Below are 17,606 nucleotides of genomic sequence, written 5' to 3'. Positions count from 1 at the left end.
TCATGTCGGCGACGCGCCATGCATCGCCAGCTGTTGGTGTTCAAGCCACTGCCGGTTGTTTCACCAGCAGCCGCTTGATTTCCGGTACACAGGAGCCGCAGCTGGTGCCGCAACCCAGCTCCCGCTTCAATCCATTCAAATCCAGGCCCCGCTCAATGCCTGAACAGATCGCGTCCTGGCTGACGTTCATGCAGTTGCAAAGCGTCTTCGCGGGGCGCACGTCGCCGCCTGGCGGCGTGCTCAACGGCGCGAGCAACCAGCGGCGCAGTGCCTGGTCGGCCTTGCCGTCGTGCCAGAGTTGCTTGAGCCAGTCGCGCGCGGCGGTTTCGCCGGACAGACTGAGGGCGACAATGCGGCCATCCTCGATACGCACCCGCTTGCCGACGCTGCGTCGCGGGTCGTCATAGACCAGCACAGGGCCTTCATCCAGGCCGAGCAGTTGCTCAAGTTTCGCCAGTTGCGTGCGGCTAGGCGGCTCGTTGCATGCCGCGCGGATCACCAGCGCCGGCCGCTCGCGGCCGGTCAGGCTGAAGCTGGCGTAGGCGAAGCCTTCGAACAGCGGGCGCAGCGCTTCGAAGCGTTTCTGCACGGAGCCTTCGACGAGGGCAAAGAACTGCCACGGCAGCTCAATCTTTTCCACCTCGACCCCGGCGTGCTTGAGTTCCGGTTGCTTGGAAATCGGGTCGAAGGCCGGCAGCGTGAGGCTGTTGACGCCCAAGCCCTTGAGGAAGCGGTCACCCCAATGCATCGGCAGGAAAGCCTGACCCGGACGTAGGCTGTCGTCCTTGTGAACCGGCAACAGCAGCTCGCCTCTGCGGCTGCGCACCTTGACCAGTTGGCCATCGAGCAGGCGACGACGGCGCATGTCATCGCCGTTCATGCTGAGCAGCGCTTCTTCGACATGGCTGAATAGGCGCGCAGCGGTTCCGGTGCGGCTCATGCCGTGCCAGTGATCACGCAGGCGGCCGGTGTTCAGTGTCAGTGGGAACCGCGCCTCGCGTTTCTCCTTCGGCGCCTGATATTGCTCGGCGAGGAAACGTGCACGACCGTTGCCGGTCGGGAACACGCCGTCTTCGTAGAGTCGCAGCGTGCCTTGCCGAGCACCGGCGGGGAAAGGCCATTGCTGCGGGCCGAGGCGGTCGATCACGGCGTGGCTGAGGCCGGACAGGTCAAGGTCGCGGCCTTGTGTGAGCAGCTTGTATTCCTCGAACAGCGCGGCTGGGTTGTTAAAGTCGAACAGGCTGGTCTGCCCGGGACGCATCAGGCTTTCCAGCCGCCGGGCAAAATCGCAGGTGATCGACCAGTCGGCACGCGCCTCACCCGGTGCGGCGATGGCCGAGCGCACATGGCTGACGCGGCGTTCGGAATTGGTCACCGTGCCTTCCTTTTCGCCCCAACTGGCGGCGGGCAATAGCAGGTCGGCGTAGCGGCAGGTTTCAGTGGTAAAGAAGGCTTCCTGCACCACCACGAACGGGCAAGCCGCCAGGGCTTCGTGAACCTTCTGCTGGTCCGGCATCGATTGCGCGGGGTTGGTGCAGGCGATCCACAGGGCTTTGATCTTGCCGCTGCGCACCGCCTCGAACAGCTCGATGGCCGAGAGGCCAGCGGTTTCCGGCAGTGCCGGCACGCCCCAATAGTCGGCGACCTCGGCGCGATGCTCGGCATTGCCAGCTTCGCGATGACCGGGTAGCAGGTTGGACAGGCTGCCCGTCTCGCGGCCACCCATGGCATTGGGCTGACCGGTCAGCGAGAAGGGGCCGGCGCCAGGCTTGCCAATCTGCCCGGTAGCCAGATGCAGGTTGATCAATGCACTGTTCTTGGCGCTGCCGGCCGTGGACTGGTTGACGCCCATGCACCAGAGCGAAAGGAAGCTCGGCGCGCTGCCGATCTTGCGCGCGCAATCCTGCAGCTCGGCCACGCTGATGCCGCAGAGGTCCGCGACCAGGGCCGGGCTGTAATCGCGAACCAGACGCTTCAGGTCCTCGAAACCGTCGGTGTGGGCTTCGATGAAGTCCCGGTCGATCCAGCCCTCCCACAGCAGTATGTGCAGGATGCCGTGGAACAGCGCGACGTCCGTGCCCGGAAGAATCGCAAGATGCTGGTCGGCCAGCTCGGCGGTGTCGGTACGCCGCGGATCGACCACGATGATCTGCATCTCGGGTCGTTTAGCCTTGGCTTCTTCGAGGCGGCGAAACAGCACCGGGTGCGCATAGGCCATGTTGCTGCCGACGATCAGCACGCAGTCGCTTTGCTCGATGTCTTCGTAACTGCAGGGTGGCGCGTCGGCACCGAGGCTGCGCTTGTAGCCAACCACGGCTGAGGACATGCACAGGCGCGAATTCGAGTCGATGTTGTTGGTGCCCACCAGCCCGCGGGCCAGCTTGTTGAACGCGTAATAATCCTCGGTCAGCAACTGCCCAGAGATATAGAAGGCAACGCTGTCCGGCCCGTGCTCGGCGATGGTCTCGGCGAATACGTTGGCAGCATGATCGAGCGCGCTGTCCCAGCCGGTACGTGTACGGGCCAGGGCTTTGCCCAAGCGCAGCTCGGGGTAGAGCGCCCGGGCGTCGAGATCGCCGGTCAGGTGCAGGGTCGAACCTTTGCTGCACAGTTTGCCGAAGTTTGCTGGATGGCTGGGGTCGCCGTTGACATCAAGGATGCGCTCGCCGTCGTGCTCGATCAGCACGCCGCAGCCCACGCCGCAGTAGCAGCAGGTAGAGGCGGTTGTCATTTGCATGGCGCGGTCTCCTGATGAGATTCCCTAACCGTAGTTTGGGCTTTAGCCCACCGTGGCTTGGCTTTAGCAACGGTCTTCAACATTGAATTTCCAGCACGCATCTCTCTTCTATAACCCGAGCTGCGGTTGCGCGGGTTGGTGGGCTGAAGCGGAGCGCCGCCCGGCCCACCCTACGGTTGCCCGCCACGCTCAGGCGCACTCCGTTGCGCTGTTCAGCGAAAGCAGCACGCGACCGTTCTCGATGCGGGCTTCATGGCGATGGGCACAGCCAACATCGGGCGCGACCGCTTCGCCGCTGTCGAGGTTGATCTGCCAGTTGTGCAGCGGGCAGGCGACCTGCTTACCGAACACGATGCCCTGGGACAGTGGGCCGCCCTTGTGCGGGCAGCGGTCGTCCAGCGCGAACACTTGATCGTCGGCGGTACGGAACACCGCAATGTCGCCTTTCGGCCCGGCGACAATGCGTGCGCCGAGTGGGTTGATCTCGTCCAGGGAGCAGATATCGAACCATTTCATGGAGTGTTTCCTCGCGATGGGGTGATCGGCTGGAGCTGACGGCGGCCGCTCATGCCGGCTCGATCTGGGTCAACTGGATGGTTTCGTACTCTTTCTTCAACGATTGCTCGGCGATGGCCTTCTTCCAGCCGTCGCCCTCGAAACTTAGCGAGAACATCAGCCGCTGGGCCAGCGCCTTGCGCCGGGCTTCGTCCTCGAGAACGACCTTCTTGATGTATTCCAGGCCGACCCGCTGCATGTAGTGCACGGTGCGCTCGAGGTAGAAGGCTTCTTCGCGGTAGAGCTGAAGAAAGGCAAAGCTGTATTCGGCGACTTCTTCTGCGGTTTTCACCTTGACGAAGAATTCACCGGCCTCGGTCTTGATCCCGCCATTGCCGCCGACGTAGAGCTCCCAGCCCGAGTCCACGCCGATGATGCCGACGTCCTTGATGCCCGATTCGGCGCAGTTGCGTGGACAGGCGGAGACGGCCAGCTTGACCTTGTGCGGCGAGTACATACCGAACAGCGCCTTCTCCAGATCGATGCCCAGCGCGGTCGAGTTCTGGGTGCCGAAACGGCAGAATTCCTTGCCGACGCAGGTCTTCACGGTACGAATGGATTTGCCATAAGCGTGGCCGTCCGGCATGTCCAGGTCCTGCCAGACGTTCGGCAGGTCCTCTTTCTTGATGCCCAGCAGGTCGATGCGCTGGCCACCGGTGACCTTGACCATCGGCACCTGGTACTTGTCGGCAACATCCGCAATGCGGCGCAGCTCGGCTGCATTGGTCACGCCGCCGAACATGCGGGGCACCACCGAGTAGGTGCCGTCTTTCTGGATATTGGCGTGGGCGCGCTCGTTGATGAAGCGCGACTGCGGGTCGTCTTTCGCTTCGCCCGGCCAGGAGGAGATGAGGTAATAGTTCAAGGCTGGGCGGCAGGTGGCGCAGCCGTTGGGCGTGCGCCAATTCAGGTAGCTCATCACATCCGGAATGCTGATCAGGTGCTGCTCGACAATGGCTTTGCGCACCTGTCCATGCGGGAGATCACTGCACCCGCAGATGGCTTTTTCGCTCTTGGGCTTTACGTCCGCCGCGCCGCCGACGGTGTTCATCAGGATCTGTTCGACCAGCCCGGCGCAGGAGCCGCAGGAGCTGGCCGCCTTGGTGTGCTTCTTCACGTCGTCAACGGAGAACAGTCCGTGTTCCTGAATCGCCTTGACGATGTCGCCCTTGCACACACCGTTGCAGCCGCAGACTTCCATGCTGTCGGGCATCGCCATGGCCTTGTTCTGGCCCTGATGACCGGTGTCACCGATGGCGCCTTCACCGAACATCAGGTGATCGCGAATTTCGCTGACGTTATGGCCTTCGCGTACCTGACGGAAATACCAGCCACCGTCGGCCGTATCGCCGTACAGGCAAGCGCCGACGAGGATGTTGTCCTTGATCACCAGCTTCTTGTACACCCCGCCGATGGGGTCGGAGAGGGTAATGGTCTCGGTGCCTTCACCGCCGAGAAAATCGCCAGCGGAGAACAGATCGATGCCGGTGACCTTGAGCTTGGTCGAGGTCACCGAGCCGAGATAGCGCGAGAAACCGAGCATCGCCAGGTGGTTGGCACAGACCTTGGCCTGCTCGAACAGCGGCGCCACCAACCCGTAGGCGGTGCCTCGATGGTTGGCACATTCGCCGACGGCATACACGCGCGGGTCATAGGTTTGCAGGGTGTCATTGACCAGGATGCCGCGGTCACAGGGAATGCCTGCTCTTTCGGCCAGCGCGCTGTTGGGTCGGATACCGGCCGCCATCACCACCAGATCGGCGTCGACGACCTCGTCATCGGCAAAGCGCACGGCCTTGACCCGACCGGCTTCGTTGCCGATCAGCTCGGCGGTCTGCTTTTTCATCTTGAAGCTCAAGCCGCGGCTTTCCAGGGCGTTCTGCAGGAGGGTGCCGGCCGTCTTATCGAGCTGGCGCTCCATCGGCCATTCACCGATGTGCACAACCGTGACGTCCATGCCGCGCAGCTTCAAACCGTTGGCGGCTTCCAGCCCGAGCAGTCCGCCACCGATTACCACGGCGTGCTTGTGGGTCTTGGCAGCGTCCATCATCGCCTGGGTGTCAGCGATGTCGCGATAACCGATCACGCCCTCCAAATCGTTGCCGGGAACCGGCAGGATGAAGGGATTCGACCCTGTGGCAATCAGCAGTCGGTCGTATTCCGCCTCGCTGCCATCCTCAGCGATCACACGACGCTTGACCCTGTCGATCTCGACCACTTTGCGATTCAGCATCAAGCGGATGTTGTTGTCGGCGTACCACTTGAGATCGTTGAGCACGATCTCCTCGAAGGTCTGCTCTCCGGCCAGCACAGGGGAGAGCAGGATTCGGTTGTAGTTGGGATGCGGCTCGGCACCGAACACGGTGATGTCGTAAAGCTCGGGGGCAAGCTTGAGCAGCTCCTCCAGGGTGCGTACCCCGGCCATGCCGTTGCCGATCATTACCAGCTTGAGTTTCTTCATGCCGTTCTCCCCGTAGACCGAGCAGTCGATAGCTGCCTGCCGTGCCGTTGTAAAAATCCAGAACGAAAAAAGGCGTCCCACTGATCTCCCAGTGAGGACGCCTTTGTCCTTTTTTCCGTATTCGGAGCCCGACCCTCCACGTTGAAGGTCTGGCATATGTAAGGCAGATAATGCAGAGGCTGTGCCAACGGGGCATTTGAGTGTTTTCAGCGGCTTAGCTGCTGTTTTACGAAAGCAATTGGCGATTTATTGCACCCCGATGAAGCGCTCTGCGCAGCACTGGTGCAGACCGGCACCAAAGCCTGCCGAAAATTGGCCGTTGACAGCCGCCGTGCCGCTTTTCTATTGTTCAGCCCATGCGCCGATTTAGTCAGCTACTTGCGGGGCGCCTGGAGCCGAAGGCTTCGAAATACCGCTAAAGCGCTGGTTCGGTGTCGCCTCCCACCGCTGCCCAGCGGAATTCTTGAGGCGGGACTTCTTCCAATGAATGCACTGCAACGCGCTCCTCTACGCTTGGCCCCGATCACGAGCGGGTTGGTTCGTAGCAATCCGAAAATCCTCCTTGGCGGTAGCCATCAGCCCTCGCTTCTGCGCTATCTGGACGGCTGGCCGAAGCGCTGGGGTAGGCCGCGCGCCTTTGTCGTTCAGTTCACCGGAGCTGATGAATCGCTGGCGCGCTTCGCCTCCAACAGTTTTGACCTGGCGGTCGTCCAGGCGCCGAGCGCAGAGCGTCTAGAGGAGTGTGTGCGGCAGCTGACGCGCGTTTCTCGGCAAGGCTTGATCGTCCGACGCGTCAGCATTTGACGGCGAGTTGTTCGCTAAGCGCCTGTCGTCAACCAGACGAGCATGACCAGGTTCAACAGCAGTGAGCACAAGGCCAGGCTGCGCCAGACCTTCAACGGTTCACGCTCCAGCAGCGGCAGCTTGGGTGCAGCGCCTGCCAGGCGCTCGCCCTGTTCCAGGGTCAACATCCATTCTTCCGCGGTTTCGAAGCGCTGTGAGGGATCAGCCGCGACTGCGCGTTTGAGCATGTCGTCCAGCCATTGGGGCAGGTCGGGGCGATAGCGACTGGCCGGCACCGGGTTGCCGAAACGCGGCCGCTGGAAGGCTTCGATTTCGCCGTAGGGGTAGTGGCCTGTGAGCAGATAAAAGAGCGTGACGCCGGCTGCGTAGAGGTCCTGTTCCCGGCTTGGCGCTGCGCCAACAAAGGCTTCCGGGGCGATATAGCTCGGCGTACCCGGCAGGTTGTGCGGTTGATCCTGGGACAGGCCCGGGCAGTAGGCGAGGCCGAAGTCCAGCAGGCGTAGCTCACCGGCATCATCGCTGTGCAGATTTTCCGGCTTGATGTCGCGGTGCAGGATGTTGCGCCGATGCAACATGCCCAGCGCGCGAATCAGGCGTGGTGTCAGCTGCAACCAGTCGACCATCGCCATCGGGCCCTGCTGGGTGAACAGCTGGGCGAGGGTCTGGCCGCTGTACTCGCGCTGGACGTAGTACAGGTGCTGGCGCTGCGGCAGGCCGTGGGTTTCCGGAAAGTGCCGGCCAGCGACGCGGCGTAAAAACCATTCTTCCTGCAGCAGTGCCGGCCCGGCTTCAGGCTCGTCATGACGACCTGGCGGCAAGGTCTTCAACAGCCAGGGCTGACCCTGCTGATCGCTGACCCGGTAAACCAGCGATTGCCGCGACTCGGCCAATAACGCCGTGACGGTCCAGCCTTCGAACACCTGCCCCGGGCGCAGCTTCGGCGGCAGGGGCCAGCTCGCCAGTTGCGCGAGTGAGTCAGCCAGCGCCGTTTCCGGCAGTTCGTCGACCCGTAGCAGCAGCGCGCTGGCGTTGTCCTGGCTGCCGGTCTGGTGGGCGAGATGGACCAGCGCATGGGCCGCGCGCGCGAGATCCGGCTCGGCCCGCAGGATGTTCTGAATGTCGCCCTCGGTAATGCTGGCCCAGACGCCGTCGCTCAGCAGCACAAAGCTTTCGCCAAGCCTGAGTTCGCCGTCGAGATAATCCACCACCAGGTGCTGGTCCAGCCCCATCGCGCGCTTGAGCACGTGCTGCATGCCGGGTTGTTCCCAGACATGGTCTTCGCTCAGCCGCTGCAGCTCGCCATCCAACCAACGGTAGGCGCGACAATCGCCAACATGGGCGAGGGTGAAGCGGCGCCCGCGCAGTACCAGCGCGGTCAGCGTGGTCAGCAAAGGCAGCCCGTCGCCATTGGCCTGTAGCCAGCGATTGTGCGCGACCAGCAGTCGATCCAGCGACTGCGCGACGGTCCAGGTTTCTGGCGTGGCGTAGTAGTCGGTCGCCAATGCCTGCAGGGTCGCCCGAGCGGCGAGGCCGCCGTCAGCGCAGTGGCTGACGCCATCGGCGATGGCGAACAGCGCCCCCTTGCTGGCAGCAAGGCCCGGGGTCGGCGTCACGATCCGCAGGGCGTCCTGGTTTTCTTCGCGGGGGCCGGTGGCGGTGGCTTCACCAAACGACAGCTGCAAGGGCATGGGGGAAACTCCAATGGCGCGCCAGCAAAAACGAACGACGAAGGCGGGCCCTGAGGCCTGCCTTCCGAGTGTTGCCTGGATGAACTCAGACGCGGGCGGCGGTCATCGCGGCAGAACCCCAGGTGGTTCTCCAGCGGCGCTTCACACCATAGAGGCCAAACCACGCCAGCGCACCCAGGCTGGCGAACAGCCAGAGACCCATTTGATAGTCACCCGTTGCCTGCTTGACGGCGCCGAGACCTGCTGTGAGCAGGAAACCACCGATGCCGCCAGCCATGCCGACCAGGCCGGTCATCACGCCGATTTCCTTGTGGAAGCGCTGCGGCACAAGTTGGAACACCGCACCGTTGCCCGCTCCCAGGCTGAGCATGGCGACCACGAACAAGGCCAGTGCAGCCGTCGAACTCGGTAGATTGAAGGCGACAACGAACAGGCAAACGGCAGCAACGGTGTACATCACCAGCAACGAGCGGATGCCGCCGATTCGGTCGGCCAGTGCCCCCCCGAGCGGGCGCAGCATGCTGCCGGCAAAGACGCAGGCGGCGGTGTAATAGCCGGCCTTGACCGGGTCGAAGGCGTACTGATCATGGAAATAGCCCGGCAGGGTACTGGCCAGACCGAGGAAGCCGCCGAAGGTGACGCTGTAGAAGAACATGAACCACCAGCTGTCTCGGTCGCCGAGGGCTTTCATGTAGTCGGCAAAGGACTTGGGCGCCGGACGATTCGGTGCATTCTTCGCCTGCGTAGCGAAGATGATCAGCACCAGGACCAGTGGAATCAGCGCGAGACCGAACACATTGCTCCAGCCAAACATCGTCGCCAGCACAGGTGCGAACAGCGCCGCGAAAACGGTACCGGAGTTGCCCGCACCGGCAATGCCCATAGCCTTTCCCTGATGCTGCGGTGGATACCACTGCGAAGCCAGTGGCAGGGCGACGGCGAAGGAGGCTCCTGCCATGCCAAGGAAAAGGCCGAGCAACAGGGCTTGTTCATAACTATGAATGCCATGGAGCCAGGCCACGAACAGCGCAGCGATCACCACGACCTGACCGAACAGCCCGGCGGTCTTGGGGGAGGTGCGGTCGGCCAGCATGCCCAGCACCAGGCGCAGCACTGCACCGGAAAGGATGGGCGTGGCGACCATGAGGGCACGCTGCTGGGTGGTGAGGCCGAGGTCGGCCGCAATCTGCACGCCAAGCGGGCCAAGCACGTACCAGACCATGAAACTCAGGTCGAAATAGAGAAAGGCTGATAACAGGGTCGGCGTGTGGCCGGCTTTCCAGAAACTGGTATTCATCGGGTGGGCTCCAGGCATTCGTCTTGTGCAAAAGAGGCCGCCCCAACTTCGAGGCGAAAACAAAAAGGCGCCGCATCACGCCTGCCGGAGCAGGAATGGTGCGACGCCTTTGTCTTAGGGTGGAGACCGCCGTTGGCCTACCGTGTCGATAGCAAAGCATCTAACGTGCCAGTCAGCCTCCAGCCCCGTTCCATGCGGCTCGTGTCGCTGGCCTTGCCCGGCCGGTCGACTTTGGTTGCACAGCCGTTGTGCGGTGGGCGCCATTTCAGGGCAGTGTCTTGCCGATTGTCTTTGTCCTGACGTCGGCTGTTAGGCTTTACCTGCCAAGCTTCGAGGAGTGATCGATGCCCGTTATTGCCAGCCTGACCCTGAACCCGGCAATGGATCTGTCCGTCAGCACTGCGCGGGTAACCAGCACCGAAAAGCTACGCTGCTCGCTGCCGCGCCACGACCCGGGAGGCGGCGGGATCAACGTCGCGCGGGTGGTCGACACGCTGGGTGGCGAGGCGGTGGCCGTCTATCCCGCGGGCGGTCCGTTCGGCGATCTGCTCACGCGAGCGCTGGATGAGCTTGGCTTGGCGCACCGACCCGTTTCAATCGCTGGGGACACCCGTGAAAGTTTCACGGTGGACGAGTTTGAGACCGGGCTGCAGTACCGTTTTGTACTGCCTGGGCCCTCCTTGTCTTCCGAGGAGCTGGCCCGCTGTCTCGATGCACTGACCTCTCTGGACCCGGTGCCGGCTTATCTGGTGCTGAGTGGGAGCTTTCCGCCGGGTGTGGCGCTTACGTTCTACGATGATCTGCTCAGCCTGACGCGCCGCATCGGCGCCAGGCTGGTCGTCGACCTGTCTGGCGAGCCCTTGGCCTACGCGGCACGTCAGGGCGGAGCTTATCTGCTGAAGCCGAGCCTCAACGAGCTTTCGACCCTGGTCGGTCGCCCGATCACCAGCGAACTGGAGCAGGAGCAAGCGCTGCGCAGCCTGATGGCGAGGGCCTGTGCGCAGATCATCGTGCTGTCGCTGGGCGCTGATGGGGCGCTGGTGGCTTGCGGCGAGCAATTGCAGCGGCTGAGCTCGCCCCAGGTTCCGGTGGTCAGTGCGGTAGGCGCAGGCGACAGCATGCTCGGTGCCATCGTGCTGGCGCTAGCCGACGGGAGCAGCTTGGACGAGGCCGTGCGCTACGGTATCGCCGCCGGAGCCGCCACCGTGATGCGCCCCGGTACCGAGCTCTGCCACCGCGAGGATGTGCAGCGACTGCTGCAGCTCGGCGATGGCAACAGTTGATCTAGTCGATCCGGTTCACCCGCGGGAATTTGGCGGCAAATGCCTCAGGCATAGCGACAACGCGGCTCTGCACGTAGTCGTAAAAGACGAAGCCGGACTTGGCCATGGCGATCAGCGTGCCGTCCGCCGGCCGGGTGATACGAAAGGTGATGTCGCCGCCGTACTTGTTGAAATCCATGACGCCGACTTCGAACAGTAGGGCGTCCCGTGCATGGGCCTCGGCTTTGTAGGTGGTGGCCAGGTCGGTGACGATGATGCCGCCGCCATCCTTGCTGGTCTCGGCGATGCCGTAGGCGAACAGGAAGCGCGCACGGGCCTCGGAAATCATCGAGATCATCGAGTCGTTGGCAAGATGGTTGCCGGCGTTGATATCGGTGATGCGAACAGTCAGCTGGGTGCTGAAGCAGAACTGATCTTCGGGAAACTGCAGGGTCAGGCGGGCCATGATGCTCTCGTTGCTTGTGTTTGGCGCTGGTTGGCAGCGCGACGTGCGGAGGCGGATTGTACGCCTCTGCACGTCAGCACCAAGCTTGATCCGGCCTGTTGATATCGCATGCGCGGTGTCAGGCGATGCTGTGGCGAATGCCTTGCAGGCGCTCATCGATGATCGGGGTGATCAGCGCGTAGCATTCGGCTGGCGCCAGGCTGACCCGCGGTGCGTCGATCAGGTTGCATTCCAGATGTTCGATGAGGTTGCGCAGGCTGTCGCCACTGATCGGGTCGGTGAGGCGCAGGCAGAGATAGCGCATCTGGATCTGCATATCCAATGGGCACTTTTCGAAGTTGGCTGCACGCACTGCCAGGCCGCGCAAACGTCCGAGGTCTTCCAGTGCGCGACAGGCCTCGCACATGCCGGATACCTGCGGATTGCCCTGGAAGACAAGGCGCAGCTCAAGCACATGAATGCTTTCGAGGATTTGCTCGATCAGGATGCAGTGCGGTTCGAAATCCGCCGGGTTCCGGCGGATCTGCTGCCACAGGGCGCGCATCGCCGGACGGTTTTCCTCACCCTTCCACTCCTGCCAGAGCCGATCAATATGGCTCGCAACCTCCAACCGCTGCGCGGCGGCTGCGGCATCAGGTTGGCCACCCAGGCCACGGTGTTTCTGCACGAATTGAAGAACTTCCAGCGAATGCTGCAGCCCCTGGACATCGGTTGCGCTGAGGCGCTTGCGATGCCGCTCGGCTGCAATGCGACTGAGATGGTTGCCGAGCAGCACCAGGCCGGCGGCCAGGATCAGGGCGATCGATACTTCCATGGTCAGGCTTCCGTACGGCTGAGACGAGTGAGGTAGAGCGTCAGGCTGTGCAGCTCTTCGGCCTGGGTGCGTTGGCGCTCGACGCCGGTCTCGACCTGATCGAGCTGGTCGCGCAACAGGCGGTTGCCCTGTCGCTGTTCTTCGAGGGCTGTTTGCAGGTGATCGAGTTCGGCCAGGCTCAGCTGGCTGCGCCGCGCCAACTGATCGAGTTCGGCGGCTAAGGCACTGCTTTGCTCGCCGCTTTGCTCGAGCAATTGCTGGTGCTGGACGACCTCGGCCTCGACGCGACGAACTGCGTTGCCGGTCGTGGCGACCACGCTGGTGATGTCCTGGGCGGCGCAGTCGCTGGTCAGCGCCAGCTGGCGGACCTCGTCGGCCACCACCGCGAAACCGCGACCGTGCTCGCCGGCTCGCGCCGCTTCGATGGACGCATTCAGGGCGAGCAACTGGGTCTGCTTGGCGACGTTCTGGATGCTCAGGGCGGCTTTGCCGACGGCAGCCGTGTCCTGCAACAGCTGGCCGACCGCGTCCGAGGTGCGCTGCATGCTCTGGCGTACCTCGGTCATGCGGGTGCTGACCGACATCGCGTTGTCGCGGCCGGCCTGGCTTTGCCGGTGGGTGTCGGCAAAGGCTTGCATGGCTTGCTGGCCCAGTGTGCTGACCCGCTCCAGGTTGTGACTCAGCGCCTTGCTGGCGTCGGTCATCGCCAGCACTCGCTCGCCCTGGCCGATGCTGCTGTGCTCGGCGGTTGCGGCCATGCGCTCGAGGGCATCGCTGGCGAACTGCACTTCACTTCGTAAACGCTCGCTGCGCAGCGATTGAGCGCCAAAGGCGGCGACCAGATCCTCACGAGGCTCGTTAAGCCCCTGCTGCTGGCCGAGCACGGCCAGCAAATGCTCACTGTGGCGCTGATGCTCGCGGCGTTTGCGCTGTTGGGCCAGTTGCAGACCTGCGGCGATACAGGCGAGGGCCAGCGACAGCAGTTGCTGCTGCCACAGCCCAGCCATACAGGCCATCGCCCAGGCGGCGAGCAATAGCCAATCCATGTACGACTGCAGGGCCGCGGTGGTGGCTTGCGGTACGGCGTGCGTTGGGCGCGTGGCGTTCAAGGCTCTGTCCATGCTCGTGATCCTTTCTCGAGTAGCATCCTGGTGACTTGTCAGGCCGCAGGCCGCTGCTGGCGCTGGTAGAGGAACTCCAGGACCTGCGCCCGGTAGGCGTGGTACTGGGCGTCGTGGGCCAGGGTCATGCGGTCGCGAGGATGCTTGAGCTCGACGCGCAGAATCTCACCGATGGTTGCAGACGGGCCGTTGGTCATCATCACGATGCGGTCCGAGAGCAACACGGCCTCGTCAACGTCATGGGTGATCATGATCACGGTGTTGCCAAGGTCGGCGTGGATCTCCATCAGCGAGTCCTGCAGATGCGCGCGGGTCAGCGCATCGAGGGCGCCGAAGGGCTCGTCCATCAGCAACACCTTGGGTTGCATGGCCAGCGCGCGGGCGATACCTATGCGCTGTTTCATCCCGCCGGAGATTTCGCTGGGACGTTTGTCGCGAGCGTGGGTCATGTGCACCAGCTCGAGGTTGTGCTCGATCCAGTCACGCATCTCCCGTTTGCTCTTCTGGCCTTTGAAGACTTCCCGCACCGCCAGCTCGACGTTCTCGTAGCAGGAAAGCCAGGGCAGCAGGCTGTGGTTCTGGAACACCACGGCGCGCTCCGGGCCGGGCTCGTTGACCTCACGGCCGTCGAGGATCACGCCGCCAGTGGTGGCCTGATAGAGGCCGGCGACGATGTTGAGCACCGTTGACTTGCCGCAGCCAGAGTGGCCGATCAGCGAAACGAACTCGCCCTTGGCGATGCGCAGGTTGACGTTCTGCAGCGCGCAGTAGAGCCCCTTGTCAGTGGGAAAGCTGATACCGACGCCGGTGAGTTCGAGATGGGCATTGTTCATGTGATTTCCTCAGCGCAGGTCTGCGTTCTTGTCCCAGCTCACGCGGCGCTGGAGCATCAGCATGATGCGATCCAGGGCGAAGCCGATCAGGCCGATGACGACCACTGCGACCATGATCCGGCCGAGCGAGTTGGAGCTGCCGTTCTGGAACTCGTCCCAGATGAATTTGCCGAGGCCGGGGTTCTGCGCCAGCATTTCCGCGGCGATCAGCACCATCCAGCCGGTCGCCAGGGACAGGCGCAGGCCGGTGAAGATCATCGGAATCGCAGCGGGCAGCACGATCCGGTGCACATGGCTGAGCGGTGACAGGCGCAGCACGCGGCTGACGTTTTGCAAATCCTTATCGAGGTTGGCCACGCCCACCGTGGTGTTGATCACCGTCGGCCACAGGCAGCACAGCGCTACGGTCAGCGCCGAGGTGACGAAGGATTTCGCCATCAACGGGTCGTCACTGACGTAGACGGCGCTGACCACCATGGTCACCAGCGGCAGCCAGGCCAGCGGCGACACTGGCTTGAAGATCTGGATCAGCGGATTCACCGCGCTATACACCGTCTTGCTCAACCCGCAGACGATGCCCAGCGGCACGGCAATCAGCGAGGCGATTGCAAAGCCGGTCATCACCGTATAGAGGCTGGTGAAGATCTGCTCGAAAAAAGTCGGCTTGCCGGTGTAAAGGCGAATCTTCACCTCGGCGTCGGGATTGTTGGCCAGTTTGGCCGCATTCCGCTCCTCCTGACGCTGGTAGAACGCCTCGGCTTTTTCCCGCGACTGGATATGCGCATCGACCAGCCCGTTGAACTGCTCGGCTACCTGGCTCGGCCCGGGAAACTGACCGAGGCTGGTCTGGATATTCGAGGCCACCAACTGCCAGAACAGCAGGAAGGCAAAGACGCCCACCAACGGCATGATCACTTGCGGCAGCCAGCGCTTGATGCGGGCCTGACGGCCAGCTCTAAGGGTTTCTTTTATGTTCTGCACGACGGCTGGATTGCTCATCGACATGTCCTCCGAAAGGTGGGAGCCGCGCATGGCTCCCGTAGGCGGAATCAGAGCGTGGTATCGCCTTTCAGGCCGATCGCGAACTGTTCGAGATAGGCGTTAGGCGTGTGGCCGTCATAAGCGATGCCATCAATGGTGTCCGCCAGTGGCTCGCGGAAGCCGTCTTCACCTGCTGGGGGGAAGTCCTCGGCTGTCATCAGCCCGTCTTCGATCAGCGCCGCTGCCGCTTCGCGGTAGATTTCCGGGCGATAGACCTGCTTGGCCATGTCCAGGTACCAGCTGTCCGGCTTGGCCTCGGCGATCTGGCCCCAGCGGCGCATCTGCGTCAGGTACCAGATGGCATCGGAGTAGTAGGGGTAGGTCGCGTTGTAACGGAAGAACACGTTGAAATCCGGCACCTCGCGCTTGTCGCCTTTCTCGAATTCAAAGGTGCCGGTCATGGAGTTGGCGATGACTTTGGCGTCGGCGCCGACATATTCCGGTCGCGAGAGGATTTCCACCGCTTCCTGGCGGTTGGCGTTGTTGTCTTCGTCCAGCCACTTGCCTGCACGGATCAGCGCTTTGACCAGACGCTTGTGCGTTTCGGGATTGGCTTCGGCCCAGTCTTTGGAGACGCCGAAGACCTTTTCCGACATGTTCTTGCGGATCGCGTAGTCGGCCACTACCGGGACGCCGATGCCTTTGAAGACCGCCTGCTGATTCCATGGCTCTCCGACGCTGTAGCCATGGATGGTGCCGGCTTCCATGGTCGAAGGCATCTGCGGCGGTGGCGTAACGGAGAGCAACGCCTGGGCATCGATCTGTCCGCTGATGTCGCCTTTCTTCGGTGCGTAGTAACCGGGGTGAATGCCACCGGCCGCGAGCCAGTAGCGCAATTCGTAATTGTGGGTGGATACCGGGAACACCATGCCCAGGTTGAAGGACTTGCCGCTGGCGTTGAGCTGCTCGATCACCGGCTTGAGTGCGTCGGCCTTGATCGGATGCACCGGCTTGCCGTCTGCCATCGGCACGTTGGGCTTCATCTGCTCCCAGATCGCGTTGGACATGGTGATGGCATTGCCATTGAGGTCCATGGTGAAGGCCGTGATGATGTCGGCCTTGGTACCAAAACCGATGGTCGCGCCGATCGGCTGGCCGGAGAGCATGTGCGCACCGTCCAGCTCGCCATCAATGACGCGGTCTAGCAACACCTTCCAGTTCGCCTGGGCTTCGAGCGTGACGTAGAGCCCTTCGTCCTCGAAGAAGCCTTTCTCATAGGCAATCGCCAGTGGCGCCATGTCGGTGAGCTTGATGAAGCCGAGCTTGAGTTCCTCCTTCTCTGGCTCGGCCGCCCAGGCGGCCATCGGCACCGGTTGCAGCAGGGCAGAGCAGCCAATGCTGGCCACCAGCGTTTTCAACAAAGTACGGCGGGTCTTGCGCATGATCTATCCCTCAATCGCGAAACGAAAAAAAGGCGTAACGGAAGCACCCTCTGCATGAGCAGAGCGAGCACCGTTGACGCCTTTGTCAATTCGTCCCGATCACCGCCGTTGGCGACCTGAAGACGTGGTAACAGAGGGACTGCAAGGGGCTTGCCAATTCTTAATCTGAGAGGCTTTTGTCGATTCAGGTTTTAGGAAAGGCTATCTAATACAACGGCTTAAGCTTTAATCAGCCGCCCAGGTTGGACATGCGTTGAGCCTGCGTGCTTGGCACTCTTGGCTATGGCTCGGTGCAATAGCCGAGCACCCGATTCAATCTTTGGCTCCGTTTTGGTTCGTTTGCATGGAAGAGCTTGGAAATGGTGGGCGCAAGGCGCGCCCGTCATTCAGGCCCGATTGGAGTGGTTGGGAGGCGGCTAGCGCAACGTGCTGTGGTCGGCGGACAACAGCCTCGTTGGGCCTAGCTGAGGGTCGAAAATGATCGGGATCTAAGTCCCGCAAGGTTCACAGCAGGCACCCGTTCGGCTGAGCCCCGCTGGGCCTCGCGCGCCGACATTGCGGATCACTGACCCAGCAGGTCGTTCATCGCAATGATCTGTTCAGCGACCTGGATCAGCTTCTGCTGACGGCTCATGGCCTGGCGGCGCATCAGGGTGTAGGCCTCTTCCTCGTTGCAGCTGCGCATTTTCATCAGCATGCCCTTGGCCAGTTCGACGCGCTTGCGTTCGACCAGTTGCTGGTCGCGTGCGTGGAGCTGCGCGCGGATTGCCTGGTCGCTTTCGAAGCGGGCCATGGCCACGTCGAGAATGGGTTTCAGGCGCTGGGCCTGGATGCCTTCAACGATATAGGCGCTGACGCCGGCGCGGATGGCTTGGCGCATGGCATCGGGGTTGTCGTCGTCGGTGAACATGACGATGGGCCGCGGCTGGTCACGGCTGACCATGACCACCTGCTCCATGACGTCCCGGCCGGGGGAGTCGGTGTCGATCAGCACCACGTCGGGGCGAATCGCTTCGACCCGCTCGGGCAGGTCGATGGTCAAACCGGATTCCTCGATCACCTCGAAGCCGGCTTCGATCAGAGCGGTGCGCAGGCGACCGACCTTGCGCGGGGTGTCGTCGATCAGGAGAACGCGAAGCATGACA

14 protein-coding genes are annotated in these 17,606 nt (G+C 62.7%); 2 read left to right on the top strand and 12 right to left on the bottom strand.

Translation table 11 applies throughout. From position 1 onward, the window contains the following. Window positions 1-40: 40 nt before the first annotated feature. From ALTERO38_RS09015 to nirB, 3 genes are all read right to left on the bottom strand, one after another. Window positions 41-2,737 carry a nitrate reductase gene (locus ALTERO38_RS09015; RefSeq protein ID WP_159968162.1) on the bottom strand — a complete coding sequence of 899 codons (2,697 nt, stop codon included), beginning with the start codon at window positions 2,735-2,737 and terminating at the stop codon, window positions 41-43. Window positions 2,738-2,926: 189 nt separating this feature from the next. Further along, window positions 2,927-3,253 carry a nitrite reductase small subunit NirD gene (gene nirD / locus ALTERO38_RS09010; RefSeq protein ID WP_102836219.1) on the bottom strand — a complete coding sequence of 109 codons (327 nt, stop codon included), beginning with the start codon at window positions 3,251-3,253 and terminating at the stop codon, window positions 2,927-2,929. 49 nt (window positions 3,254-3,302) lie between these two features. Then, complete coding sequence (gene nirB / locus ALTERO38_RS09005; protein WP_159968160.1) at window positions 3,303-5,753, bottom strand: nitrite reductase large subunit NirB; 2,451 nt, start codon at window positions 5,751-5,753, stop codon at window positions 3,303-3,305. Window positions 5,754-6,236: 483 nt separating this feature from the next. Between nirB and ALTERO38_RS09000 the strand changes: the two genes are divergently transcribed. Beyond that, window positions 6,237-6,557 carry a class I SAM-dependent methyltransferase gene (locus ALTERO38_RS09000; RefSeq protein WP_159968158.1) on the top strand — a complete coding sequence of 107 codons (321 nt, stop codon included), beginning with the start codon at window positions 6,237-6,239 and terminating at the stop codon, window positions 6,555-6,557. A 14-nt stretch (window positions 6,558-6,571) separates the two neighbouring features. Here ALTERO38_RS09000 and ALTERO38_RS08995 read toward each other — a convergent pair whose 3' ends face one another. Continuing rightward, entirely contained in the window at window positions 6,572-8,245 is a 1,674-nt protein-coding gene (locus ALTERO38_RS08995; protein ID WP_159968156.1) for a bifunctional protein-serine/threonine kinase/phosphatase, read from the bottom strand. An 85-nt stretch (window positions 8,246-8,330) separates the two neighbouring features. After that, window positions 8,331-9,542, bottom strand: a complete 1,212-nt coding sequence (locus ALTERO38_RS08990; RefSeq protein ID WP_159968154.1) for an MFS transporter — start codon at window positions 9,540-9,542, stop codon at window positions 8,331-8,333. A 344-nt stretch (window positions 9,543-9,886) separates the two neighbouring features. Between ALTERO38_RS08990 and ALTERO38_RS08985 the strand changes: the two genes are divergently transcribed. Continuing rightward, window positions 9,887-10,825: a 1-phosphofructokinase family hexose kinase gene (locus ALTERO38_RS08985; RefSeq protein WP_159968152.1), complete on the top strand. Its 939-nt coding sequence runs from the start codon at window positions 9,887-9,889 to the stop codon at window positions 10,823-10,825. 1 nt (window position 10,826) lies between these two features. Here ALTERO38_RS08985 and ALTERO38_RS08980 read toward each other — a convergent pair whose 3' ends face one another. From ALTERO38_RS08980 to ALTERO38_RS08950, 7 genes are all read right to left on the bottom strand, one after another. After that, window positions 10,827-11,270 carry a thioesterase family protein gene (locus tag ALTERO38_RS08980; RefSeq protein WP_073301959.1) on the bottom strand — a complete coding sequence of 148 codons (444 nt, stop codon included), beginning with the start codon at window positions 11,268-11,270 and terminating at the stop codon, window positions 10,827-10,829. A gap of 118 nt (window positions 11,271-11,388) precedes the next feature. Beyond that, window positions 11,389-12,084 (bottom strand): hypothetical protein, encoded by a 696-nt coding sequence (locus ALTERO38_RS08975; RefSeq protein ID WP_159968150.1) that lies wholly within the window; start codon window positions 12,082-12,084, stop codon window positions 11,389-11,391. A 2-nt stretch (window positions 12,085-12,086) separates the two neighbouring features. Beyond that, window positions 12,087-12,629 (bottom strand): methyl-accepting chemotaxis protein, encoded by a 543-nt coding sequence (locus ALTERO38_RS21775; RefSeq protein ID WP_372239409.1) that lies wholly within the window; start codon window positions 12,627-12,629, stop codon window positions 12,087-12,089. Window positions 12,630-13,243: 614 nt separating this feature from the next. Further along, window positions 13,244-14,038: an ABC transporter ATP-binding protein gene (locus ALTERO38_RS08965; RefSeq protein ID WP_148926204.1), complete on the bottom strand. Its 795-nt coding sequence runs from the start codon at window positions 14,036-14,038 to the stop codon at window positions 13,244-13,246. 9 nt (window positions 14,039-14,047) lie between these two features. Next, window positions 14,048-15,037 (bottom strand): ABC transporter permease, encoded by a 990-nt coding sequence (locus ALTERO38_RS08960; RefSeq protein ID WP_159968148.1) that lies wholly within the window; start codon window positions 15,035-15,037, stop codon window positions 14,048-14,050. 50 nt (window positions 15,038-15,087) lie between these two features. Next, window positions 15,088-16,461 (bottom strand): CmpA/NrtA family ABC transporter substrate-binding protein, encoded by a 1,374-nt coding sequence (locus tag ALTERO38_RS08955; protein ID WP_159968146.1) that lies wholly within the window; start codon window positions 16,459-16,461, stop codon window positions 15,088-15,090. 562 nt (window positions 16,462-17,023) lie between these two features. Beyond that, window positions 17,024-17,602 (bottom strand): ANTAR domain-containing response regulator, encoded by a 579-nt coding sequence (locus tag ALTERO38_RS08950; protein ID WP_102836230.1) that lies wholly within the window; start codon window positions 17,600-17,602, stop codon window positions 17,024-17,026. Between the last annotated feature and the right edge of the window lie 4 nt (window positions 17,603-17,606).

Origin of the sequence: Pseudomonas sp. 9Ag, assembly GCF_902506445.1 — a bacterium.
In the GTDB taxonomy this organism is placed as follows: Bacteria; Pseudomonadota; Gammaproteobacteria; order Pseudomonadales; family Pseudomonadaceae; genus Stutzerimonas; species Stutzerimonas stutzeri_AB.
The sequence above is the reverse complement of the archived record's forward strand: the minus strand, read 5'-3'. Positions and strand labels throughout refer to the sequence as shown.

Coding starts and splice junctions, on each gene's coding strand:
- ALTERO38_RS08955 (WP_159968146.1), bottom strand. CDS start 16,461: ATGCGCAAGACCCGCCGTACTTTGTTGAAAACGCTGGTGGCCAGCATT.
- nirD (WP_102836219.1), bottom strand. CDS start 3,253: ATGAAATGGTTCGATATCTGCTCCCTGGACGAGATCAACCCACTCGGC.
- ALTERO38_RS08960 (WP_159968148.1), bottom strand. CDS start 15,037: ATGAGCAATCCAGCCGTCGTGCAGAACATAAAAGAAACCCTTAGAGCT.
- ALTERO38_RS09000 (WP_159968158.1), top strand. CDS start 6,237: ATGAATGCACTGCAACGCGCTCCTCTACGCTTGGCCCCGATCACGAGC.
- ALTERO38_RS08965 (WP_148926204.1), bottom strand. CDS start 14,038: ATGAACAATGCCCATCTCGAACTCACCGGCGTCGGTATCAGCTTTCCC.
- ALTERO38_RS08995 (WP_159968156.1), bottom strand. CDS start 8,245: ATGCCCTTGCAGCTGTCGTTTGGTGAAGCCACCGCCACCGGCCCCCGC.
- ALTERO38_RS08980 (WP_073301959.1), bottom strand. CDS start 11,270: ATGGCCCGCCTGACCCTGCAGTTTCCCGAAGATCAGTTCTGCTTCAGC.
- ALTERO38_RS08985 (WP_159968152.1), top strand. CDS start 9,887: ATGCCCGTTATTGCCAGCCTGACCCTGAACCCGGCAATGGATCTGTCC.
- ALTERO38_RS08975 (WP_159968150.1), bottom strand. CDS start 12,084: ATGGAAGTATCGATCGCCCTGATCCTGGCCGCCGGCCTGGTGCTGCTC.
- nirB (WP_159968160.1), bottom strand. CDS start 5,753: ATGAAGAAACTCAAGCTGGTAATGATCGGCAACGGCATGGCCGGGGTA.
- ALTERO38_RS08990 (WP_159968154.1), bottom strand. CDS start 9,542: ATGAATACCAGTTTCTGGAAAGCCGGCCACACGCCGACCCTGTTATCA.
- ALTERO38_RS09015 (WP_159968162.1), bottom strand. CDS start 2,737: ATGCAAATGACAACCGCCTCTACCTGCTGCTACTGCGGCGTGGGCTGC.
- ALTERO38_RS21775 (WP_372239409.1), bottom strand. CDS start 12,629: ATGCAGCGCACCTCGGACGCGGTCGGCCAGCTGTTGCAGGACACGGCT.
- ALTERO38_RS08950 (WP_102836230.1), bottom strand. CDS start 17,602: ATGCTTCGCGTTCTCCTGATCGACGACACCCCGCGCAAGGTCGGTCGC.